The sequence below is a fragment of the Saccharomonospora azurea NA-128 genome (assembly GCF_000231055.2).
In the GTDB taxonomy this organism is placed as follows: Bacteria; Actinomycetota; Actinomycetes; order Mycobacteriales; family Pseudonocardiaceae; genus Saccharomonospora; species Saccharomonospora azurea.
Genome location: NZ_CM001466.1, coordinates 4136647 through 4158921, shown reverse-complemented (window position 1 = coordinate 4158921; position 22275 = coordinate 4136647). Strand labels below are relative to the sequence as shown.

20 protein-coding genes and 1 pseudogene are annotated in these 22275 nt (G+C 70.7%); 4 read left to right on the top strand and 17 right to left on the bottom strand.

Annotated elements, in window-relative coordinates; genetic code table 11:
- The 10 genes and pseudogenes from SACAZDRAFT_RS23475 to SACAZDRAFT_RS23060 all read right to left on the bottom strand — a co-directional run.
- Positions 1 to 103, bottom strand: a pseudogene (locus SACAZDRAFT_RS23475) (SCO3242 family prenyltransferase); the annotation flags it as partial.
- Entirely contained in the window at positions 100 to 1248 is a 1149-nt protein-coding gene (locus SACAZDRAFT_RS19205) for an inositol-3-phosphate synthase (RefSeq protein ID WP_005444377.1), read from the bottom strand. The pseudogene SACAZDRAFT_RS23475 and the gene SACAZDRAFT_RS19205, both read right to left, overlap by 4 nt.
- Before the next feature lie 160 nt (positions 1249 to 1408).
- Entirely contained in the window at positions 1409 to 5992 is a 4584-nt protein-coding gene (locus tag SACAZDRAFT_RS19200) for a ThuA domain-containing protein (RefSeq protein WP_005444368.1), read from the bottom strand.
- 49 nt (positions 5993 to 6041) lie between these two features.
- The gene (locus tag SACAZDRAFT_RS19195) at positions 6042 to 7151 is read right to left on the bottom strand and encodes a Gfo/Idh/MocA family protein (protein ID WP_005450398.1); all 1110 of its coding nucleotides are present in this window, start codon (positions 7149 to 7151) and stop codon (positions 6042 to 6044) included.
- A gap of 392 nt (positions 7152 to 7543) precedes the next feature.
- A complete protein-coding gene (locus SACAZDRAFT_RS19190) occupies positions 7544 to 9019 on the bottom strand; it encodes an ArnT family glycosyltransferase (RefSeq protein WP_005444364.1) in 1476 nt (491 codons plus the stop codon).
- Positions 9020 to 9195: 176 nt separating this feature from the next.
- A complete protein-coding gene (gene lpdA / locus SACAZDRAFT_RS19185) occupies positions 9196 to 10593 on the bottom strand; it encodes a dihydrolipoyl dehydrogenase (protein WP_005444362.1) in 1398 nt (465 codons plus the stop codon).
- A gap of 8 nt (positions 10594 to 10601) precedes the next feature.
- Positions 10602 to 11264 carry a lysophospholipid acyltransferase family protein gene (locus SACAZDRAFT_RS19180; RefSeq protein WP_005444360.1) on the bottom strand — a complete coding sequence of 221 codons (663 nt, stop codon included), beginning with the start codon at positions 11262 to 11264 and terminating at the stop codon, positions 10602 to 10604.
- 98 nt (positions 11265 to 11362) lie between these two features.
- Complete coding sequence (locus SACAZDRAFT_RS19175) at positions 11363 to 11770, bottom strand: nitroreductase family deazaflavin-dependent oxidoreductase (RefSeq protein WP_005444358.1); 408 nt, start codon at positions 11768 to 11770, stop codon at positions 11363 to 11365.
- 4 nt (positions 11771 to 11774) lie between these two features.
- Positions 11775 to 12746 carry a threonine ammonia-lyase gene (locus SACAZDRAFT_RS19170; protein ID WP_040927820.1) on the bottom strand — a complete coding sequence of 324 codons (972 nt, stop codon included), beginning with the start codon at positions 12744 to 12746 and terminating at the stop codon, positions 11775 to 11777.
- Positions 12747 to 12806: 60 nt separating this feature from the next.
- Positions 12807 to 13016, bottom strand: a complete 210-nt coding sequence (locus tag SACAZDRAFT_RS23060; RefSeq protein ID WP_141630133.1) for a hypothetical protein — start codon at positions 13014 to 13016, stop codon at positions 12807 to 12809.
- 96 nt (positions 13017 to 13112) lie between these two features.
- On the opposite strand from SACAZDRAFT_RS23060, the gene SACAZDRAFT_RS19165 reads away from it, so the two are divergent.
- Entirely contained in the window at positions 13113 to 13439 is a 327-nt protein-coding gene (locus SACAZDRAFT_RS19165) for a YbaB/EbfC family nucleoid-associated protein (protein WP_005444354.1), read from the top strand.
- A gap of 166 nt (positions 13440 to 13605) precedes the next feature.
- Complete coding sequence (soxR, locus tag SACAZDRAFT_RS19160) at positions 13606 to 14067, top strand: redox-sensitive transcriptional activator SoxR (protein WP_005444352.1); 462 nt, start codon at positions 13606 to 13608, stop codon at positions 14065 to 14067.
- A gap of 144 nt (positions 14068 to 14211) precedes the next feature.
- Here the strand turns inward: soxR and SACAZDRAFT_RS19155 are convergent, their stop codons facing one another.
- Complete coding sequence (locus SACAZDRAFT_RS19155) at positions 14212 to 14823, bottom strand: TetR/AcrR family transcriptional regulator (RefSeq protein ID WP_005444350.1); 612 nt, start codon at positions 14821 to 14823, stop codon at positions 14212 to 14214.
- A 189-nt stretch (positions 14824 to 15012) separates the two neighbouring features.
- On the opposite strand from SACAZDRAFT_RS19155, the gene SACAZDRAFT_RS19150 reads away from it, so the two are divergent.
- A complete protein-coding gene (locus tag SACAZDRAFT_RS19150; protein ID WP_040927819.1) occupies positions 15013 to 17196 on the top strand; it encodes an MMPL family transporter in 2184 nt (727 codons plus the stop codon).
- Between the two features lie 6 nt (positions 17197 to 17202).
- Here the strand turns inward: SACAZDRAFT_RS19150 and SACAZDRAFT_RS23470 are convergent, their stop codons facing one another.
- The 4 genes from SACAZDRAFT_RS23470 to hisD are packed head-to-tail and all read right to left on the bottom strand — an operon-like array spanning position 17203 to position 20386.
- Positions 17203 to 17361: a hypothetical protein gene (locus SACAZDRAFT_RS23470; RefSeq protein ID WP_005444346.1), complete on the bottom strand. Its 159-nt coding sequence runs from the start codon at positions 17359 to 17361 to the stop codon at positions 17203 to 17205.
- A complete protein-coding gene (gene hisB / locus SACAZDRAFT_RS19145) occupies positions 17362 to 17961 on the bottom strand; it encodes an imidazoleglycerol-phosphate dehydratase HisB (RefSeq protein ID WP_005444345.1) in 600 nt (199 codons plus the stop codon).
- On the bottom strand, positions 17958 to 19064 hold the full coding sequence (locus SACAZDRAFT_RS19140) for a histidinol-phosphate transaminase (protein WP_005444344.1): 1107 nt from the start codon (positions 19062 to 19064) through the stop codon (positions 17958 to 17960). Before SACAZDRAFT_RS19140 ends, hisB begins: the two co-directional genes overlap by 4 nt.
- Positions 19061 to 20386, bottom strand: a complete 1326-nt coding sequence (gene hisD, locus SACAZDRAFT_RS19135; protein WP_005444342.1) for a histidinol dehydrogenase — start codon at positions 20384 to 20386, stop codon at positions 19061 to 19063. The genes SACAZDRAFT_RS19140 and hisD overlap by 4 nt, the downstream gene beginning before the upstream one ends.
- Positions 20387 to 20434: 48 nt before the next feature.
- Between hisD and SACAZDRAFT_RS19130 the strand changes: the two genes are divergently transcribed.
- Positions 20435 to 21241, top strand: a complete 807-nt coding sequence (locus tag SACAZDRAFT_RS19130) for a carbon-nitrogen hydrolase family protein (protein WP_005444340.1) — start codon at positions 20435 to 20437, stop codon at positions 21239 to 21241.
- 13 nt (positions 21242 to 21254) lie between these two features.
- On the opposite strand, the gene nadC is transcribed toward SACAZDRAFT_RS19130, so the two are convergent.
- Both nadC and SACAZDRAFT_RS22655 read right to left on the bottom strand, forming a co-directional pair.
- Positions 21255 to 22112 carry a carboxylating nicotinate-nucleotide diphosphorylase gene (gene nadC, locus SACAZDRAFT_RS19125; protein ID WP_005444336.1) on the bottom strand — a complete coding sequence of 286 codons (858 nt, stop codon included), beginning with the start codon at positions 22110 to 22112 and terminating at the stop codon, positions 21255 to 21257.
- The coding region (locus tag SACAZDRAFT_RS22655; RefSeq protein ID WP_005444335.1) for a succinate dehydrogenase/fumarate reductase flavoprotein subunit at positions 22109 to 22275 on the bottom strand (167 nt) is incomplete at its 5' end. The genes SACAZDRAFT_RS22655 and nadC, both read right to left, overlap by 4 nt.

Genomic DNA, 22275 nt, shown 5'->3' with positions numbered 1-22275 from the left:
GCCGGCCCCGCAGCCGGGTCCCCGCCGCCGCGGCACCGGCCACGGTGTCGCCCACGACCGTCAGCGCCGCGGGCGCGCGGACGAGTTCGACGTAGGCGCTCACAGCGTGCCCGCCCAGTCGACGAGCGCGGAGAACTGTTGCGCGAGGCGGTGTTCGTCGCTTCCCATCGGGTCCTTGAAGAAGAAGGCGAGTTCTGCGAGAGCTCCCGTCCGACCCGCCGCGTGCGCCGCCGCCGTGAACCGCGCGAGGTCCAGCACCAGCGGCGCGGCGAGCGACGAGTCGTAGCCGGTCCAGGTGAACTGCATGCTCATGCGCGCGCCGAGGAAGCCGTCGAACGACACGTGGTCCCAGGCGATCTTCTGCTCGCCCAGATCGGGCACGTTGTCGATGTGCAGCGGCGCCGTGACCTCCCGACCGAGCAGCGTCGCCAACCCCCGTCCCTTGGAGGCGAGCTTGCTGCCCGCGTGCTCGGCGTCGGCCAACGTCATGCCGTCGCCGCCACCGAGGAGGTTCGTGCCCGCCCACGACCGCACCGTGAGCCCGCGCGTGGTGAACATCGGGGCGAGGGTGGTCCGGACCAGCGTCTCGCCCGTCTTGCCGTCCGACCCGGCGTAGGGCACCTTCCTCCGGTCGGCGAGTGCCGTCAGCGCGGGCAGGCGGACGCCCGTGGACGGCGTGAAGTCGACGAAGGGACAGTCGGCCCGCAGTGCCGCGTAGGCCGCCACCGAACTCGGCGGGAGCACCGTGCGACCGGGGACGGCCATGGCCGCTTCCAACGTCTCCAGGTTGTCGTGCTCGGGCAACGGCGGAAAGACCGGCTCGGTCGACGACACGTTGACGACCACGACCCGGGCGAGACCGTGGCGTTCGGCGAAGGCGCTGAGGTCGGCGGAGAGTGCCCTGGCCGCGTCCGCCTGGGTGCCCGTGTGCGTCGCCGGGTGATACCCCGGCCGCACCTGGTCATCCACTTCGGACAGAGCGGGGCGTACCGCTTCGAGCACCCGGTGCGGGATCACTCCCGACTCGGCGAGCAGTTCGGCCCGTTTCTCCAGGCTCGTGTCGGTGATGTCGTGTCCGCCGACGTGGATTTCGTCCCAGTCCGGCAACGGGACGTACGCGAACTCCTGCTGCGCGCTGACGCAGCCGACGGGAGGAACGACTCCGGCCCGCAACGCGAGCAGACCCGTGATCGCCGTGGTGGCGACCGAACCTCGGGCACCGATCAACCACAACCCTGTGGGCGCCATGATGCACCAACCTCAGTTCATTCGTCCTCTTCGCGGCGGGACTCACCGCCGCGCCTTGCCCGACCCTCTCACGCCGTTTCGGCTGGTCGCTACGACGACATCGTCGTGGAGGCTCCCGGGCGGGCGCTCGCCGCGCCGCGAACGCCCGCCCGGGAGAGGTTCACGACACGACGGGCAGCGTGGCACTGCCGTCGACATGGCCGAGAAGAGCGCGGCCGTCGCGCACGAGCGTGTCGCGCGCCCGCTCGTCCGAGACCCGCTCGGCCCGATCGACGAACGAGTCGAGCGCCCGTGCCGCCTGCTGCGGCCGGTCCCGGTCGAGAGCCCGTTCCGCCCGCGCCAGATCCACGAGCAGCAGCACCTTCTGGACGAGGTTGAGCCGGTCGTCGGCGGCGAACCGGTACACCAGCGCCCTCGCGTCGGCCACCGACGTGGTCGACGTGAACGTCACGGTGTGCTCGGCCGTGTTGCCCGCCTCGTCGGTGGCCCCCACGGTCAGCGTGTGCTCGCCGAGGTCCAGCCGGTGCAACGGCACCGTGGTGCTCTCCTCCACCGCCTCGCCGTCGAGCTCGGCCGCGGCCGAGGCGATGCCGGACGTGTCGTCGCGGGCCTGCCACGTGATCGTGAGGTCGGTGGCGTCGCCGTAGACGAAGCCGTCCGCCACACCGCCGACGAGCACCGTCGGGTTCGTGCCGTCGATCTTCACGGTGACGGCCTTGTCGGTCTCGACGTTGCCCGCCGCGTCGACGGCACGGTAGAGCATCGTGTGCTCACCGTCGCCGCTGATCACGACCGGCTCGGTGTAGGTGGTCCAGTCCCCGCCGTCGAGGCTGTACTCGATGCGCTCGACACCGGAGGAGTCGTCGGTGGCGGTCAGCGTGACGCCCACCTCGCTCGCGTGCCACCCGCTCGCGCCGGGTTCGGCGAACGACGCCTCCGTCGCCGGTGCCGTCGTGTCCAGCTCGCGCACCTGCACGTTGCGGAACCAGACGTCGTCACCGTCGCCGTGGTTCTGCAACCCGATGAACCCGCTCGTCAGGTCACGGTTCTCGTCGGTGTTGACGAAATCGTTGATCAGCGTCCCGTTGAGGTACACCTGGATCGTCTGGTCGCGGACCACGAGCTCGTAGGAGTTCCACTCCCCCGGCGGGTTCAGCGCGGCGTCCCGGGCCTCCAGATCCGCCGACTGGAACTCGTAGATCGCCCCCGTGGTCTTCTCGGGGGCGTCCGTGGCGTCGATCTGGATCTCGTAGCCCTCGTTCACCGCCACCCACGGGTCGTCACCGGGGTCGGGGAACCCGACGAACACGCCGGAGTTGTCGTCCCCGGCCATCTTCCAGTCGAGCTTGAGGCTGTAGGCGCCGAGCTCCTCGCCGAACCACAGCAGCCCCATGCCGCCGACCGACTTGATCGTGCAGTCGGCCTCCAGCTCGAACGAACCGGGTCCGGCCTGGTTCCAGCCGTCGAGCGAGGAGGCGGTGCCGTCGAACAGCATCCGGTAGCCCTCCTCGGGCTGCGCCGGTTCGCAGTCCGCCGGCGGGGTGCCGGGCTGGGCGACTCCCCCGCCGTCGACGTGCAGGACGTCCACGTCGAACAATCCTCCGCTGCCCTCGCCGCGGAAGACCAGGTACAGCGGCCCCTTCTCACCCGGATCGGTGACAGCCACGGGACCGATCTCCGTGTAGTCGTCGTAGCCGCCCGTGTTGGGCACGTCCACGGTGTGGACCACCGGACCGTCGACCGCGCCGATCCGCGCCTCGATGGTGCCGCCCTCGCCGCCCGAGGACACCCGGTAGGTCACGCCCTCGACGCCGGTCAGGTCGGCCGGGTCGAGCTTGATCCAGTCGCCGTCGTCGATGTAGCCGATCCGCTTGCCACCGCTGGCGCCGTCGGCGTCCACGACCTCGACGCCCTCGTGCTCGGTGAAGAACTCGGCCTGCTTGATCTTGGGCTGCAACACGACCTCGTCCGAGCCCTCCAGCGCGGGCACGTCCCCGGCGCCGGTGTCGGTGTAGCTCGCGTTGATGACCCCGAAGATGTCGGCGTCGAGTCCGTGGCCCTCGTCGGCGGGCGTCTCGATGACCCCTTCACATCCGGTGGCCCTCGACAGCGGGTGACCGTGGTTGTCGTGGCCGAGGATGTACTCGACGGTGACCTTCGAGCAGTCGATCTCCCCGTCCTCGGGGTCCGTGACGGTCACCTGGAACGGCACGCTGTCGCCGAAGCCGAAGAACCCGCCGTTCACGGGCGTCTCGATCGTGACGGTCGGAGCGGTGTTGCCGACCGTCACCACGACGCTGGCGCTCCCGGTGAGCCCGCTGGTGTCGGTGACCGCGAGCCGGGCGCTGTACTGCCCCTCCTGCTCGTAGGTGTGCGTCACCGGCCCGGCCTCGGTCGAGTCGGTCTCACCGTCGCCGTCGAAGTCCCAGGCGTAGGTGAGCTCGTCGCCGTCCCCGTCCTCGGTGCCCGACGGGTCGAACGCGACCTCCAGCGGAGCCTGCCCGGACGTCACGTCGGCCGACAGCGACACCTGCGGCGTGCGGTTGCCCTTCGTGTAGTCGATGCGGTACACGGCCGAGTCGGCCGCGCCACCGAAGTAGCCGCTGCCGTAGTCCAGCACGTACAGCGACCCGTCGGGACCGAACTCGATGTTCATCGGCCGCGTGAGCTGCATGGACTCGAAGAACGGTTCGATGGCTCCGCGTTCGCCGTCCTCGCCGACCTCGATCGTCTTGATCCAGCCGCGGTCCCACTCGTAAGCGAAGTTCTTGCCGTCGTAGAACTCGGGGAACTTGGTGTTGGAGTCGAGCTCGGCGTCGAAGTGGTACACCGGGCCGCCCATGGGCGACTCGCCACCGGTGCCGAACTCGGGCACCGACCCGCCGTCGTACGGGATCCACGCGGGCTGCGCGGGCGGCAACTCGGTCAGCCCGGTGTTGTTCGGGCTGTCGTTGACCGGAGCGTCGCAGTCGAACGCCCCGCCCGAGGTGCCCTCGGCGAAGTCGTAGTCGTGGAACGGCTCGTTGTCGCCCACACAGTACGGCCAGCCGTAGTTGCCGGGCTCCTTGACGAGGTTGAACTCCACGGTGCCCGCCGGGCCGCGGTCCGGGTTCGCCGATCCCGCGTCGGGACCGTAGTCACCGAGGTAGATCCATCCGGTCTCCTTGTCGACCGCGAACCGGAACGGGTTGCGGAAACCCATCGCGTAGATCTCCGGGCGGGTCTTCTCGGTGCCCGGCTCGAACAGGTTGCCCTCGGGGATCGTGTAGCTGCCGTCCTCCTGCACCGTGATCCGCAGGATCTTGCCGCGCAGGTCGTTGGTGTTGCCCGAGCTGCGCTGGGCGTCGAACGCGGGGTTGCGGTCGGAGCGCTCGTCGATCGGCGTGTACCCGTCCGAGGCGAACGGGTTCGTGTCGTCGCCCGTGGACAGCAGCAGGTTGCCGTCGGCGTCGAAGTCGATCTCACCACCGGCGTGGCAGCACGTGCCGCGGTCGGCGGGCACCTGCAGGATCTGCTGCTCGCTGTCGAGGTCGAGCGTGCCCTCGTCGGTCAGCCTGAACCGGGAGAGCTGGTTGTGGCCCTCGAACGGCGCGAAGTCCTCCGGCGTGCCGTTCTCCGGCGCGTCCCCGGCCGGGGTGTCCAGCGGCGGCGCGTAGTAGAGGTAGACCCAGCCGTTGTTCTCGAAGTCCGGGTCGACCGCGATGCCCTGGAGGCCGTCCTCGTCGTGGTTGTAGACGTCCAGCGTCGCCGCCACGGTCGTGGTGCCCTCGGGCGTGGTCAGAAAGACCCGGCCGTCGCGGGCGGTGTGCAGCACCCGACGGTCCGGGAGTACCGCGAGCGCGATCGGCTCCCCCGTCACGTCCTCGCCCTTGGCGAGGGTGATCTGGTCGAAGTCGGAGTCGGCCGGCGCGTCGCCGCCCGGGTCACCCGACGTGCTGCAGTCGGCGTCGGCGAGTCCCGCCGCGTAGGAGATGCCGCCGGCGAGGTGGGCGAGGAACTCCGGCTCCTCGAACGATTCGACGGTGTGTCCGCCGCCCGTGTACCAGGCGCGGCCACCGCTGTTCTCGTGGCACCAGGCGATGGGATGGTCGCCCATCGCGCCGGAGCCCGCGTCGTAGCTGCTCTCGTCGAGCGAGGCGAGCACGCGGACGTCCTGCCTGGGGTTCTCGCGGTAGTTGTACCACTCGTCGGTGCGCACCCACTGTTCCGGAAGGTCCGCTGTGGACGGATGGTCGGTGTCCTCGACCTCGACGGTGGCTTCCTGGATGTGCGGGTGCGAGTCGAACCAGGCACCCACGAGGTCGCCGTACCACGGCCAGTCGTACTCGGTGTCGGACGCGGCGTGCACGCCGACGTAACCCCCGCCGCCCTCGACGTAGCGTTCGAAGGCGGCCTGCTGCTCGTCGTTCAGGACGTCGCCCGTGGTCGACAGCCACACCACGGCGTCGTAGCCCGCGAGGTTGTCGTCCGTGAAGGCCGCGGCGTCCTCCGTGGCCTCCACGGAGAAGTGGTGCTCCGCGCCCAGCCGCTCGATGGCCTCGATCCCGGCCGGGATCGAGTCGTGCCGGAAGCCCGCGGTCTTCGAGAAGACGAGAACGCTGCCTTCCTCGTGCTGAGTCTTCTGGTCCGCGGCGGCGACGAAACCGCCGGCTCCCAGTCCCGTGGTCAATGCCAGCGCCGCGACACCGGCCTTCCATCCGATCCGCGACGGTCTCGTCCCGCTGGTACTACTGCTTCGTTGCACTGGTACCTACTCCTCGTCCCCCAACACGTGGGACCCGGTCGGTTGCCGACTACACCTGCACGAAACTCGATCCGTTTTCCGCACTCTTCTCGACCGCCTCCAGCACCCGCTGCACGCGGAGGCCGTCGGCGAAACTGGGTTCCGGTGGCGTCCCCGACTCGATCGCGGTGAGCAGGTCCGCGAGCTCGTGGGTGAACGTGTGCTCGTAGCCGAGCACGTGTCCCGGCGGCCACCAGGCGCCGGCGTAGGGATGGGTGGGTTCGGTGACGACGATGCGTCGGAATCCTCCGGTCTCCGGCGCGTCCGTACCGTCGTGGAACCACAACTCGTTCATCGACTCGAAGTCGAAGGCGACGCTGCCCTTCGAGCCGTTGATCTCGATGCGCATGGCGTTCTTACGACCCAGCGCGTAGCGCGTCGCCTCGAAACTGCCCACGGCGCCCGACGAGAACCGGGCGGTGAACAGGGCGCAGTCGTCGACGGTGACGTCCTCCATGCCACCGCCGTCGGACGGGCGTTGCCGCACGAACGTCTCGGTCAACGCCGACACGCCCGCGATGGTCTGGCCCGTCACGAACTGGGTGGCGTCGATGATGTGCGCGCCGATGTCGCCGAGCGCGCCCGATCCCGCCTGCTCCTTGCGCAGCCGCCACGTCATCGGCGACTCGGCGTCGGCGAGCCAGTCCTGCAGGTAGGCGGCCCGCACGTGGCGCACCTCCCCCAACCGCCCTTCGGCCACCAACCGCCGGGCCAGCGCGAGTGCGGGCACTCGGCGGTAGTTGAAGGCGACCATCGCGTACACGCCGCGCTCGCGAGCGCGTTCGGCGGCCTGCACCATCCGTTCGGCCTCGTCGACCGTGTTGGCCAGCGGCTTCTCGCACAGCACGTGCTTGCCGGCCTCCAACGCCGTGATGGCGATCTCGGCGTGGGTGTCGCCGGGAGTGCAGATGTCCACGAGATCGACGTCGTCGCGTCGTACGAGGTCCCGCCAGTCCGTGGCGGCCTCGTCCCAGCCCATGCGCTGTGCCGCCTGCGCGGTGCGCTCGGGGTTCCGCCCACCGAGGACGACCATTCTGGGAGGGCGCGGTACGTCGAAGAACCGCGCGACACTGCGCCACGCCTGCGAGTGCACGGCGCCCATGAAGGCGTGGCCCACCATGGCGACCCGCAGTTCGGGTCGCCTGCCGTCATTGCTGCTTGCCTGTTCAGTCACGAGTCGAAACCCACCAAGTTCGCTTGACCTGACCACCGCCGCGTACCGGTGACGTCGGCGGGCACTGCGTGTTCGGCCCGGGCGCGCACAGTCCGCCGCGACCGGAGAGCCGGGCGGAGCGTGCGAGAAGCGACCGGTGCCGAGGAGCGGGGACGGGGCGGGTGAGAGTGAGTCGGGGCCGGGTACCCACTTGGCCGCTCGCCGTGTGCAGACTTATATCCACATCAGCCCCACTTTCTTCTCTGGCATGCAAAAGTAGGGCGATAACCGTCGGATCGTCAAGGCTCCAGTCGGGCCGTCAGTGAACGATCCTGCTCAGACAGGGCGTGACCAGCGGGTCACCACTTGAAGCTCATGTGCCGGAACGAGGGCCACAACTCCGCCCACGACGCCGTTCGCCCCTCGCACAACCAGATCGGTGCGCCCTGGTTGTCGTTGTTGACCTCGTGGCCGTTGTCCACGGTGCCGAGCAGCGTCACGCGCTCGAAGGCCTCGGCGAGCTTCTCCCGCTCACCGCCGACGAAGAGCGTCAGCGGCGCGCTCTCGGGAGGCGAGCCGAAGTACCAGTAACCGCGCCCACCGCTGTGCGCCTCGGGCAGCGAGGGCGCGAACTTCTCGATCGCCGCCGCCTGCCAGTAGGTCTCGGTCACGATGGTGGTCGCGGCCCGCTGCTCGGGGGGAAGCTCCGCGTACGCCGACGCCACGCTCTCGGCGACCTGCGGCCAGCCGAACTCCTCCAGCTCCATGTTCATCGGGTCGTACGGCTCCCCGGCGTAGGCCGAGATCGGTTTGACCGGCAACCAGCTCACCGCCACCAGCGCCGACACCGCGTACGCCAGCACCACGGCCGGCCTCCACCGCGACGTCAGCACCCGGTCGAGCTCGACCGCCGACACCGCGAAGCACAGCGCGAACATCCCGCCGACGTAGTACGGCCTGCCGGAGGACACCCAGAACACCGCCGTCACACCGAGCACCGTGAGCCCCAGAAAGCGGTACGCGCGCAGCCGCGGAGACCGCAGCAACCACCACACACCGAGCACCACCAGCACCGCGCCCACGCCGTACCCGGCCTGTTCGAGCGCCATCGGCAGGAACGTCACGCGCCCGCCCGCGTACGACACCTCGTCGGCGACGATGCGGTTCATCTCCAGCTGCGGCCAGCCGTTGGCCGCCTGCCACACGAGCGTCGGCACGCACGAGGCCACCGCGATCGCCCCACCGACCCACAGCAGGGGCCGCCGGACGAGGTCCTTCGGCCCCAGCAGCAGCGACGACAGCAGCGCGACGGCCCAGAACACCGGGATGAGGAACTTGACCTGGAGGTCGACGGCCGTCACGAGCGCCGCCGCGAGCAGGACCCGGTCGTCGCGCACCCGGACCCACCGCACCACCAGCCACACGACGAGGGTCCACAGGAACGCGTCCACCATGTGGGTGGCGAGGATGTGCCCCGCGCCCGCCAGCAGGAACGGCGAACACGCGTAGGCCCCGGCCGCCATGACCTGGGCCCGGGTACCGCCACCGAGTTCCCGGGCCGTCAGCCCGGCCACGACGACGCCGATGCCGGTGAACAGCATCGCGGGCAGCCGGAACCCCATCACGGAGTCCGGGAAGAGACTGTCCATCACCAGCGCCAGCAACGGCAGCAGCGGCGGCTGGTCGGCGTAGCCCCAGTCGAGGTGCCGCCCCGCGGCGATGAAGTACAACTCGTCGCCGTGGTAGCCGTACCGGTTGCCGAACGCCAGCAGCACCACCATCGCGGCACCGGCCACGAGGCACACCGGAAGCCGGGCGAAGCGCGGGACGGCCATAGACGAAAACCTTAAGGGACGAGACCACACGGATCAGTAGTGATCTTTACCCACCCGCGCGCGACGGTGACTAGCCCGTTCGGACGTTTCGACGTGCTCCACGCGGATACGGCCCGGGTATCGGCGCGACACGTCGCCCCCTGCGGCCGGCGCGACCGACCGCAGGGGGAGCGACGTCACATGTTGATCATGTGGCCCGCGAGGCCGTGGATGGCTTCCTTCACGGCCTCACCCAGGGTCGGGTGCGCGTGCACGTTGCGGGCGACCTCGTGCACGGTCAGGTCCCACTGCTGCGCCAGCGTCAGCTCGGGCAGCAGCTCGGTCACGTCCGGACCGATGAGGTGGCCACCGAGCAGCTCGCCGTACTTGGCGTCGCTCACGATCTTGACGAACCCGACCGGGTCGGCCAGGCCGTGCGCCTTGCCGTTGGCCGTGAACGGGAACTTCGACACCTGCACGTCGTAGCCCTCGGACCGCGCCTGCTCCTCGGTGAGCCCGAAGCTCGCCACCTGCGGCTGGCAGTACGTCGCCCGCGGGATCATGCGGTAGTCGAGCTCCATCGTCTCCACGTCGGCGATCGTCTCGGCCGCCACCATGGCCATCGACTCCGCTGCGTGAGCGAGCATGAGCTTGGCGGTCACGTCGCCGATCGCGAAGATGTGCGGCACGTTCGTCCGGCAGCGACCGTCCACATCGATCGCACCACGCTCGGTGAGGGCGACACCGGTGTTCTCCAGGCCGTAACCCTCCACATTGGGCGCGAATCCCATGGCCTGGAGCACCTTGTCGGCCTCCAGCACCTGCTGCTCGCCGTCCTTCGACACGGTGACACGCACCTTCTCGCCCGACTCGTCGATCGACTCGACGCGGGTCGAGGTGAGGACGTCGATCCCGAGCCTGCGGTAGCGCCGCGCCAGCTCGGCCGACACCTCCTCGTCCTCGGCGGGCACCATGCGGTCCATGAACTCGACGATGGTGACCTTGACGCCGTAGTTGTGCAGCACGTAGCCGAACTCGACGCCGATGGCACCCGCGCCGCAGATCACGATGCTCTCGGGCAGGTCGGCCGAGAGGATCTGCTGCTCGTAGGTGACGACGCGATCGCTGACGGACGTCCCCGGCAGCAGCTTCGGCGAGGCGCCCGTGGCGATGATGCAGTGGTCGAACGTGACGGTCTCCACACCGTCGGCCGTCTCCACCTGGAGGGACTTGTCACTCGTGAAGGTGCCGCGACCGTTGAACTGGGTGATCGCGTTCTTCTTCATCAGGTAGTGGATGCCCTTGACGCGGCCGTCGGCGACCTTGCGGCTGCGCTGGTGGGCCGCGCCGTAGTCGAAGGTCACCTCGCCGTCGACCTGGATGCCGAACGTGCGCGCCTCGTGGGTGAACAGGTGCGCGAGCTCCGCGTTGCGCAGCAACGCCTTCGACGGAATACACCCGACGTTCAGGCACACCCCGCCCCAGTAACGCTCCTCGATGACGGCGGTGTCGTACCCGAGCTGGGCCGCGCGGACTGCGGCGGTGTAACCGCCGGGGCCGGCACCCAGCACCACAACGTCGAAGTGTTCGCTCATGGCCGCGATTATGCCCCCATCGCCTCGGCCGGTGGGGTGCGCCCACGCACCTCCACCAGCAGGTCCGTGATGGACGTCATGATGCGTTCGGTGGCCTCCCGCAGCTGCGTGGCGCTCGGCCGCTCGCACACCAGGTCGGACAGATCGACCGCCGGTCCGGCCACGACGTGCAGGGTCGGCCTGCGCCACACCCGGGGTAGCCACCTGCCCTCGGGGAGCAGTTCGTGCGTACCCCAGCAGGCCACGGGCACCACGGGCGCTCCCGTGGTCAGCGCCATCCTGGCCAGGCCGGTCTTCCCCTTGGTCGGCCAGCCGTCGGGCCGGTCGGTGAGCCCGCCCTCGGGGAACACCACCACGCACTCCCCCTCGCGCACCGCGGCCACGCCGTCCCGGAACGCGTGCAGCGCGCTGGCCTTGCCCCGGTGCACGGGGATGTGCCGCCCGGACGCCATCACGCGGCGCACTACCGGGATCTTCCAGAGCTCCGCCATGGCGAAGAACCGGGGCACCCGCCCCGCGGTCTGTGTGAACAACGTCACCGCGATCGGGTCGGCCAAGGACAGGTGGTTGCCGGCGAGCAGCACACCACCCTCGCGGGGCACATGCTCGTGCCCCGCGAGGCGCCACCGGGTCGCCGCGGCCAGCAACGGAGCGATGACCTCGATGGCCACCGCGAACCAGGCGCCTCGGCCACGGCGGGGGAAACGGCGGATCAGTGTGACCGGATGCGGTCGGCGACCGGGGCCACCGACACGGACGCGCGTGTTCTTCAGGCCGGCCGCTCCAGCACCACGACGGGGATCTCCCGCTCGGTCTTGCGCTGGTAGTCCTCGTAGTCGGGCCACACCTCGACCATCCGGGACCACAGCTTCGCGCGCTCCTCGCCCACCGCCGTGCGGGCGCGGGCCGGGAACTTGTCCGCCTTGACCTGGACTCGGACCGCGGGGTCGGCGGCGAGGTTCTTGTACCAGTCGGGGTGATCCGGCGCTCCGCCCTTGGACGCGACGACGACGTAAGCGCCGTCGTGCTCGCCGAAGATCAGTGGGGACTTGCGCTCTTTCCCACTCCTGCGGCCCGTGGTGGTGAGGATGAGGATCGGCGCACCCTTCATCCAGGTGTAGCCCTCCTCGCCGTCGGTCTCCTCGTAACGGCGCACGTGATCGTCACCGAACAACACCGTGTCAGTCCTCCTCGTCGAGGGATCGGGTGAGCACGTCCGACAGTAGAGCGGGGTCGACGTTGCCGCCCGACACCACGGCCACGGTGCGCCCGGCGGGCAGCTCGGCCGCGTGGTGCAGGTACGCCGCGGTGGGCACCGCGCCGCTCGGCTCGGCGACCAGCCTGCCCTTGCGCGCCAGCACCGCCATCGCGGACCGGATCTCGTCGTCGGTCACCGTGACGAGGTCGTGCAACCGGGACCTCAGGTGGGCGAACGTCAGTTCGGAAGGCTGCGAGCGCAGCCCGTCGGCGATGGTGCGGTTGCGCTTCTCGATCGACCACTCGATGATCGACCCGGCCTGCAGGCTCTCCTTGGTGTCGGAGGCGAGCTCGGGTTCCACGCCGATCACCTTGGCGTTCGGCAGCAACGCCGTGACGGCCGACGCGATCCCGGAGGCGAGGCCACCCCCGCTGACCGGCACGAGCACGACGTCGACGTCCGGCATGTCCTCGGCGATCTCCAGCCCGATGGTGCCCTGACCGGCGATGATGTCGGGGTGGTCGAACGGCGGCACCAGCACCGCTCCCCGCTCGGCGACGATCTCGTAGGCGACCTTCTCGCGCTCGCCCTCGCCGCACACCACGACCTCGGCGCCGTGCGCCCGCGTGTTGTCGATCTTGATCTGGGGTGTCGACCTGGGCATCACGATGTGCGCCGTGATCCCCTCGCTGGCGGCCGCGTAGGCGACGGCCTGCGCGTGGTTCCCGCTGGAGTAGGCCACCACGCCGCGACGCCGCGCGTCCTCGTCGAGCCGGGCCAGCGCGTTGAGCGCACCCCGGATCTTGAAGGCGCCGATCGGCTGGAGCGTCTCCGGTTTCAACCACAACGGCCGCTCCGGGTCGGCCCAGGTACACGTCAGCAGAGGCGTCCGGACGATGCCGGAGGCGATGCGGTCGGCCGCGGCGCGGATGTCGTCGAGTGTCACCAGGTCCACGCCGCCAGAGTATGCCCGATCCCGACGGGCGGACCGACCGCTCCACCTGACGGGACGGTGTCAGCGCATCAGGCGGCTGCCCGCGCGAGACGGGTTGCCGGGGCCCTCCGGACGCCGCGCCGACGGCGTGGCCGGGGCCGGACGCTCAGCCCGGTCACCCACGGACGCTCCCCCACCGCGAGACCGCACCCAGCGGGGCTGGAACCGGCCCAGCGCGTTCGCGGACGGCGGATCCTCCCGGTGTGCCAGCTCCTCCGCACGTGCCCTCACCCAACCCATGGTCCTTGGACGCGGGGATGTCACGGGGCGTTCCACGATCCGTTCGAAAAGTTGGAACCACGCGTGACCGACCGACGTCGCAGTGGAATGAGCGAGAAGAAGCTGCCGTCGATCGACGAGCTCCTGGCGCAGTCCGATCGTGTCGACAACCGTCTTCTCGCCGACCGCAAACAGAAGGGCGGCGCGAGCGGCACGTCCCCCCGCAAGGGCACGAGCGGGAACGCCGAACGCCGCGTCAAGGCCCAGGACGACTGGGGGCTGGTCGAGGTCACGGTCGACGCGCGGGGGCGCGTGCAGGAGGTGGCGATCAACGCCGACCTCGCGGCCCGCACGAACCTCGCCGACCTCGCCGAGGCGATGCTCCAGGCGGCGCGCGCCGCGCAGTCCCGCGCCGACGCGTTGTCCAGGTCCTAGCCGGTGAGGCCGCGGGCTACCGGGGTCCCATCGAGGTCGAGGTCTTCAACGCCGAGCTGTGGAACACCCCGGGCGACGAGGCTCTGCGGCAGGTCGTCGACGCCTACCGCACACACGTCGCCGTGCCGTAGCTCGACCATGGTCGAGGCCCGGGTACGGTGAACTCGTGCCGAAGCTCGCCGACCATCTCACCATCGGACAGGTGGCCCGCCGCAGCGGTGTCGCCCACACCGCGCTGCGCTTCTACGAGGACAAGGGCTTGATCTTCGCGGAGCGGACGTCGGGCAACCAACGCCGATACCCGAGGTCGGTGCTGCGGCGGATCGCCTTCATCCGTTCGGCCCAGCGCGTCGGCCTGAGTCTGGAGCAGATCAGCGAGGCGCTGTCGACGCTGCCTCACGACCACGCGCCGACGAGGGCCGACTGGGCGAGGTTGTCGCGCAGCTGGCAGTCCGAACTGGAGGCGCGCATCGACGCGCTGCAGCGGCTGCGCGACCAACTCACCAGTTGCGTCGGCTGCGGGTGCCTGTCGCTGCGCACGTGTGGCCTCAACAACCCGGACGACCGCGCCGCCGCGCGCGGCCCGGGCGCCCCGGGACTGAAGCCGAAGGCCGAAGGCGGCTACTGACCCTGGGGCAATCGCGCCCCAGGACACCGTGTCCGCACTTCCCGCACGCGTGTCCGCGTCTCACGCACGCGTGTCCGCACCCCAGGACACCGTGTCCGCGCCTCACGCACGCGTGTCCGCACCCCAGGACACCGTGTCCGCGCCTCACGCACGCGTGTCCGCCACCGACGACCGCGTGCCCGCCCTTGCCCGCCGCTTCGGCCGTCCGAGCATCCGCCGTCCGATGTCGAACAGGTGCTCACGCAGCGTCTCGTCGTCGAGTTGGGCCTGCTCCGGGGCGCCGCCGGCCAGGGCGAGGCCCGCGAGCAGGACGTTGACGGTGAGGGCGGCGTCGAGTTCCGGGTCGGGGCCGGCGAGCAGTGTCCGCATGCGCGCGGCGAAGTTCTCGACCCCGTCGAGGGAACGGTCGATGGCGCGCATGATGCCGGGGTCGCTGTTGAACAGCGCGATCAGTGACCGGTACCGCACGATGAGGTCGACGAAGCCGCTCAGTGCGTGATCGATCTGGGCGCCGCGGGTGCGTTGCCGTTCGGCCTCGTCCATGCGGGCGATCAGTTCCTGCAACGCCGGGGCGGCGACGGCCTCGGTGATCTCGTCCTTGGTCTTGAAGTGGTAGTAGACGGCCGCCTTCGTGACGCCGAGTTCGTCGGCGATCATCTGCAGCGACGTCGCCCCCACACCGTGCTCACTGAACAGGCGCAGCGCTGTGGCGAGCAGGCGAGTCCGGGTGTCCTCGGCGACGGTGTGGTCACTCATCCTTCCTCCTCACAAACACTCCGACCCTACGCCGTGTGTCACGGTCGGCCGCCCTCGCCTGCCGCCGGCTTCGCGCGGAACACCGGTGTTTTCCGGATCACACACTTGCCGATCGGCTTAAACACTACTTGCCGATCGGCTAGCGTGACGGCATACATCCGTGAATCGTATTCGCATTGGGAGTCCGTCTTGGCCACCTTCCTCGCCAGACTCGGCCGCGCGTCCTTCCGGCGACGTGGCCTGGTCACCAGCCTGTGGGTGCTGCTGCTCGTGGTGTTCGGCGTCGGCGCCTTCACGATGTCCGGCCAGACCTCCAACTCCGTGACGATCCCCGGCACGGAGGCACAACAGGCCATCGATCGCCTGGAGGAGAAGTTCCCGGAGGCCGGTGTCGGCAAGGGCACGGTGAACGTCGCCGTCGCCCCACCGGAGGGAGAGCAGCTCGACCCCACGGTGGTGGCCGGGCTGGTCGAGGATCTCGGCACGGCACCGAACGTCGCCACGGTCGTCGACCCGTTCGAGGCGAAGTCGATCGCCCCGGACGGCTCGCTCGCCCTCGTCCAGGTCGTCTACGCGCTGCCGTCGCCGGAGGTGACCGACGCCGACCGCGACGCGCTGCAGGCCACCGCGCAGGCCACCCGCGACGCGGGGTGGACGGTGGAGTTCGGCGGTGACGCGATGCAGGGCATCCCCGTCACGCAGGCCACCGAGGGCGTCGGCGTCGTCGTCGCGGCGATCGTTCTCGTCGTCACCTTCGGTTCGCTGATCGCCGCGGGACTGCCGCTGCTCACCGCGTTGATCGGCGTCGGCATCGGGATGGCGGGCATCACCGCGCTCTCGGGAGTCGTCGACCTCAACGCCAACACCCCGGTGCTCGCGCTGATGATCGGCCTCGCGGTCGGCATCGACTACGCGTTGTTCATCGTGTCGCGGCACCGCAGCGAACTGGAGAACGGGGCGAGCCCCGAGGACGCCGCCGCCACGGCCGTGGGAACGGCGGGCTCGGCCGTCGTGTTCGCCGGGCTGACCGTGATCATCGCCCTGGCCGGGCTCACGGTGGTGGGCATCCCGATCCTGGGCCAGATGGGTCTGGCAGCCTCCGCGACGGTGGCCGTCGCCGTGCTCATCGCCATCACGCTCCTGCCCGCCGTGCTCGGGTTCGCGGGCGTGAAGGTGCTCGGCGGCAAGCTCCCCGGCCTGCGCCGCCGCGCGACGGCCACGTCGACGGCGGGTGAGCGCTGGGCCTCCTTCCTCGCTCGCCGCCGCATCGTGGTGCTGGTCGCCGCCGTGGCCGGGCTCGCCGTACTGGCCGTGCCGGCCGCCGACATGCGCATGGGCCTGCCCACCGACGCCACCGCCGCGCCGGACTCGACGCAGCGCAAGGCCTACGAGCTGATCAGCGAGAAGTTCGGGCCCGGGCTGAACGGTCCGCTGGTGGTCGTCCTCGACGTCGGCGACGACCCGCAGGGTGCCGCGACGACCGCGATGCAGCGCATCGGTGCGCTGGACGACGTCGCGATGGTCACGCCCCCGCAGTTCAACAGGGCGGGCGACACGGCCCTGCTGACGGTGATCCCGAAGAGCGGTCCGCAGACGCAGGAGACCGAGGATCTCGTCACCGAGATCCGCGAGCTCGGTGGGGCGATCAAGGCCGACACCGGGGCCACCACGTCGGTCACCGGCGCCACCGCCATGAACATCGACATCTCGGCGACGATGGCCGACGCGCTGCTGCCCTATCTGTCGCTCGTCGTCGGCCTGGCGTTCATCCTGCTGATGATCGTGTTCCGGTCGATCCTGGTGCCGCTCAAGGCGACACTCGGGTTCCTCGGCTCGGTGGCGGCCACCTTCGGCGCGGTGGTCGCGGTGTTCCAGTGGGGGTGGCTCGCCGACCTGCTCGGCGTCGACGCCATCGGACCGATCATGAGTGTGCTGCCGGTGCTGCTGATCGGCGTGCTGTTCGGACTCGCGATGGACTACCAGGTCTTCCTCGTGACGCGGATGCGCGAGGAACACGTCCACGGCAGCACTCCCGACCGCGCGATGATCACCGGCTTCAGCCACGGCTCCCGTGTGGTCGTGGCCGCCGCGCTCATCATGATCAGCGTGTTCGCCGGGTTCGTGCTGGCGGAGGCGGTGCTCATCCAGTCGATCGGCTTCGCGCTGGCCGTCGGTGTCGCGGTGGACGCCTTCGTGGTGCGGATGACGCTCGTGCCCGCCCTGATGTCGCTGCTCGGACGCAGTGCCTGGTGGCTCCCGCGCTGGCTCGACCGGATCCTGCCGAACGTCGACGTCGAGGGCGAGAAGCTCACCCGAGGCGGCGCTTCGCCCGACGACAGCGGCGAGCGGGAGGCCGAGCCGCTCGCGCGCTGAGCCGCGTCAGGAGGAGAGCCAGAGAACGGCGCCGCCGGCCGACAGCAGGGCGGCGGCGCCGATGGCCAGGGCCACTCCCTTCGACTTCTTCCACAGGCTGAAGGCCCCACCGGCCAGGAAGCCCGCCAGTGCGAAGAGGAGGAGGGCGACGAAGTCCTCGGACACCTACAGGACTCCCTTCGTGGACGGGATGCCACCCGCCCTCGGGTCGGGCTCGGTCGCCGCGCGCAGTGCCCTCGCCACGGCCTTGTACTCGGCCTCGGCGATGTGGTGCGGATCGCGTCCGTGGATCACGCGCACGTGCAGGGCGATCTGCGCGTGGAAGGACAGCGAGTCGAACACGTGCCGGGTGAGCACGAACGGGTAGTTGCCGCCGATGGTGAAGGCGTTGAACTGCTCGGGCTCACCGACGTGCACGCAGTACGGGCGGCCCGACACGTCGATGGCGGCGTGCGCGAGCGTCTCGTCCATGGGGATCCACGCATCGCCGAAGCGCCGGATGCCCTTCTTGTCGCCCAGCGCCTCCCGGATCGCCTGCCCCAGCACGATCGCGGTGTCCTCCACCGTGTGGTGGGCGTCGATGTGCACGTCGCCCTGTGCCTCGATCTTCAGGTCGAGGCTGCCGTGCACGCCGAACGAGTGCAGCATGTGGTCGTAGAACGGGACTCCGGTGGACACCTCCACCTGGCCGCTGCCGTCGAGGTCGAGCTCGACCCGGATGGACGATTCCTTGGTGGTGCGCTCCACCTTGCCGACCCGGCTCACCGCGGGACCTCCTTGCTCACCTTCAGGAAGGTGTCGTTCTCCTCGGGCGTGCCGATGGACACGCGCAGATGACCGGTGATGCCGATGTCGCGGATCAGCACACCGGAGTCCACATACGACTTCCAGGCCGCCGTCGCGTCGGCGAAGTGTCCGAACAGGATGAAGTTCGCGTCGCTGGGCACGGGACTGAACCCGAGCTGCCGCAACGCGTCCGCGACCCGGTCGCGTTCCGCGGCGAGCGTCGCCACGGAGGCGAGGGTGGCGTCGGCGTGGCGCAGCGCGGCGCGCGCGGCGGCCTGGGTCACCACCGAGAGGTGGTAGGGCAGCCGCACCAGTTGCAGGGCGTCGACGACGGCGGGCGCCGCGGCCAGGTACCCGAGTCGCCCGCCCGCGAACGCGAACGCCTTGCTCATCGTGCGCGACACCACGAGCTTCGCCGGATAGTCGTCGAGCAGCCGCACAGCGCTCGGCTGCGACGAGAACTCCGCGTACGCCTCGTCGACGATCACCAGCCCGGGAGCCGCCCTGAGCACGGTCTCCAGGTCGTCGAGCGGGATCGACCCGCCCGTCGGGTTGTTGGGACTGGTGAGGAAGACGACGTCGGGCGCCCGCTCGGCCACCAGCGCGGCGGCCTTCTCGGCGTCGAGCGTGAAGTCCGGACGGCGCGGCGCGGGAACCCAGTCGGTGCGCGTGCCCGCCGCGATGATCGAGTGCATCGAGTACGACGGCTCGAACCCGAGCGCCGTACGCCCCGGACCGCCGAAGGCCTGCAGCAGCTGCTGCAGGATCTCGTTGGACCCGTTCGCCGCCCACACGTGCCGCTCGCTCAGCGGGACGCCCGTGGACGTCGACAGGTAGGCCGCGAGGTCCCGCCGCAGCGCGACGGCGTCGCGGTCGGGGTAGCGGTGCAGGTCACGCGCGGCCTCGCGCACGGCCTCGGCGACGTCGGCGACGAGCTCGGCGGGAGGCGGGAACGGGTTCTCGTTGGTGTTCAGCCGCACCGGCACGTCGAGCTGCGGTGCCCCGTACGGGCTCTTGCCTCGCAGATCGTCGCGCAGTGGGAGCTGGTCCAGAGTGACGTCCGTGCTCTTGGAGGTGCTCACGCGTCGTCTCCCCTCAGCCGCGCGGTGACGGCCTCGCCGTGGGCGGGCAGGTCCTCCGCGGTGGCGAGGGCCACGACCTTGTCCGCGACCTCGCGCAGCGCCTGCTCGCTGTAGTCGACGACGTGGATGCCGCGCAGGAAGCTCTGCACCGACAGCCCCGAGGAGTGCCGGGCGAAACCGCCGGTCGGCAGCACGTGGTTGGAGCCGGCACAGTAGTCGCCCAGCGACACCGGCGCGTACGGGCCGACGAACACGGCACCCGCGTTGCGGACCCGGGCCGCCACCTCGCGCGCGTTCGCGGTCTGGATCTCCAGGTGTTCGGCGGCGTAGGCGTCCACGACCGTCAACCCGTCGTCCAGTGTGGACACGAGCACGGTGCCGGACTGCGCGCCCCGCAACGCCTCCTCCACCCGTTGGCTGTGCTTGGTGGCGGCGACCCGCTTCGTGAGGTGCTCGTCGACCTCGTCGGCGAGCCGTTCGGAGGTCGTGACGAGCACGCTCGCGGCGAGCGTGTCGTGCTCGGCCTGGCTGACGAGGTCGGCCGCCACGTGCGCCGGGTCGGCGGTGTCGTCGGCGAGGATGGCGATCTCGGTGGGCCCGGCCTCGGAGTCGATCCCGATGAGCCCGCGCAGCATGCGCTTGGCCGCGGTGAGGTAGATGTTGCCCGGCCCGGTCACCAGGTCGACCGGCTCCAGCTCCGCGCCGTCGGTGTCGGTGCCGCCGTAGGCCAGCAGCGCCACGGCCTGCGCGCCGCCGACGGCCCACACCTCCTCGACGCCCAGCAGAGCCGCCGCGGCGAGGATCGTCGGGTGCGGCAGACCGCCGAAGTCGGCCTGCGGCGGCGAGCACAACACCAGGGACTCCACACCCGCAGTCTGCGCGGGCACGACGTTCATCACGACGCTCGACGGGTACACGGCGAGACCGCCCGGCGCGTACAGGCCGACGCGGCGCACCGGCACCCAGCGTTCGGTGACGGTGCCGCCCTCGACGACCTCCGTCGTAACGTCCTGACGACGTTGGTCGGCGTGCACGGCGCGGGCCCTGGTGATCGACTCCTCCAGCGCCTCGCGCACCGCCGGGTCGAGCTCGTCGAGCGCCTTCGCCAACTCCGCCGCGGGCACACGGACCCGCTCCGGGCGTACGCGGTCGAACCGCTCGGCGTACTCCAGCACCGCCTCGACACCGCGCTCGCGCACCGCGTCCACCACGGGCCGCACCTGATGCAGCACCGCGTCCACGTCCATCTCGGCGCGCGGCAACAGGGCGCGCAGCTGGGCCGGTGACGGAACGCGACCTCGCAGGTCGGTGCGGTTCAACATAACGTCTAGGGTACGAGGCGGGACCACGTCCGCGACCGGGAGGTAGCCGTGCTCCGAGTGGGTTTGTGCCAGGTCACATCCAGTGTCGATCCGGCCGAGAATCTCCGGGCGGTACGCGAGTGGACGGCCACCGCCGCCGCGCGCGGCGCGCGGGTCGTCGTGTTCCCGGAGGCCATGCTGGCGCGCTTCGGGGTGCGCCTGACGTCCGTGGCCGAACCGCTCGACGGGCCGTGGGCACGGCAGGTGGAGGAGATCGCCGACGAGTTCGGTGTCCTCGTGGTCGCGGGCATGTTCACACCCGACGGCGACCGGGTGCGCAACACGCTGCTGGTCACCGGACTCGGCCACCACCTCGGCTACGACAAGATCCACCTGTACGACGCGTTCGGCTTCCGCGAGTCGGACACGGTGGCGCCGGGCGACGAACCGCTGACCGTCACCGTCGACGACGTCACCCTCGGCTTCGCCACGTGCTACGACGTGCGGTTCCCCGATCTCTTCCAGTCGCTCGCCCAGGCGGGCAGCAGCGCCGTCGTGGTGCCGGCGTCGTGGGCGGGCGGCGAGGGCAAGCGCGAGCAGTGGGAGCTCCTGCTGCGGGCCCGCGCCCTCGACTCGGGCACCTGGGTCCTCGGGTGTGACCAACCCGACGCGGCCACCGCGGGGCTCGACGTCCGGCCCACCGCACCGAACGGCGTGGGCCACTCCACCGTCGCCGACCCCTTCGGGCGCGTCCACGCCCAGCTCGGCGCCGAAGCCGACCTGCTGGTGGTCGACGTCGACCCCGCCCGTGCGGAGGCCTCGCGCTCGGCCACCGCCGTGCTCGCGAACCGGAGGTGGGGCGCCGCCGCCCGGTGACGCCCCCTGCCCCTCAGGCCGTGCGCAGGTCCATGCCGATGTCGAGCACCGGCGCGGAGTGCGTGAGCGCGCCGACGGCGAGGTAGTCCACGCCCGTCTCCGCGTAGTCGCGCGCCACGGCGAGCGTGAGTCCTCCCGACGCCTCCAGCCGGGTCTTGGGCGACAGCGCGTCGCGCAGGTCGACCGCCCGCCTGCAGTCGCGCGGGCTCAGGTTGTCGAGCAGTACCTCGTCGGCACCCGCGTGCAGGGCTTCCACGAGTTGGTCGAGGTCGTCGACCTCCACCTCGCACGGGAGCTCGCCGGCCCGCTCGCGCGCCAGCCGCAGAGCGTCGGTCACCGACCCCGCCGCCACGACGTGGTTGTCCTTGATCAACACGGCGTCGCCGAGGCCCATCCTGTGGTTGACCCCGCCGCCACAACGCACGGCGTACTTCTCCAGAGCCCGCAGCCCGGGCAGCGTCTTGCGCGAGTCCCTGATGGCGCAGCCGGTGCCCGCCACGGCGTCGACCCACGCCGCCGTCGCCGTCGCCACGCCGGACAGGTGGCACAGCAGGTTCAGCGCGGTGCGCTCGGCCGTCAGCAGCCCCCGCACACCGCCGCGCACCACGAGCGCGGGTTCCCCGGGCCGCAGGGCGGTGCCGTCGGCACACGCCGACAGGACGTCGTAACCGTCGCCGAGCACGGCGTCGAACACGGCCGTGGCGACCGCGATCCCGGCGACGACGCCGGGCGCCCGCGGGGTCAGCTCGGCGGTGGCCGTCGCGTCCTCGGGAACCGTCGCCTCCGTGGTGACGTCCGGCCCGTAGCGCAGGTCCTCCTCCAGTGCCGTGGTGACGACGCGTCGTACCTCGGCGGCGTTCAGGTCGCTCATGCGGCGCGCTCCAGGATCGGGTCGGTCAGGACGGGCTGCCCCGACGGGTTCAGCCGCACGGTCTGACTGCGCTGCCAGATGCGGTCGTCGCGCTCGGGCCGGTCGTGGCGCACATGGCATCCGCGGGTCTCCTCCCGCGCGCTCGCCGCCGCGAGTACCCCCC

Coding starts and splice junctions, on each gene's coding strand:
- SACAZDRAFT_RS19205 (WP_005444377.1), bottom strand. CDS start 1,248: ATGGCGCCCACAGGGTTGTGGTTGATCGGTGCCCGAGGTTCGGTCGCC.
- SACAZDRAFT_RS19195 (WP_005450398.1), bottom strand. CDS start 7,151: ATGGTGGGCCACGCCTTCATGGGCGCCGTGCACTCGCAGGCGTGGCGC.
- SACAZDRAFT_RS19190 (WP_005444364.1), bottom strand. CDS start 9,019: ATGGCCGTCCCGCGCTTCGCCCGGCTTCCGGTGTGCCTCGTGGCCGGT.
- lpdA (WP_005444362.1), bottom strand. CDS start 10,593: ATGAGCGAACACTTCGACGTTGTGGTGCTGGGTGCCGGCCCCGGCGGT.
- SACAZDRAFT_RS19165 (WP_005444354.1), top strand. CDS start 13,113: ATGAGCGAGAAGAAGCTGCCGTCGATCGACGAGCTCCTGGCGCAGTCC.
- SACAZDRAFT_RS19155 (WP_005444350.1), bottom strand. CDS start 14,823: ATGAGTGACCACACCGTCGCCGAGGACACCCGGACTCGCCTGCTCGCC.
- hisD (WP_005444342.1), bottom strand. CDS start 20,386: ATGTTGAACCGCACCGACCTGCGAGGTCGCGTTCCGTCACCGGCCCAG.
- nadC (WP_005444336.1), bottom strand. CDS start 22,112: ATGAGCGACCTGAACGCCGCCGAGGTACGACGCGTCGTCACCACGGCA.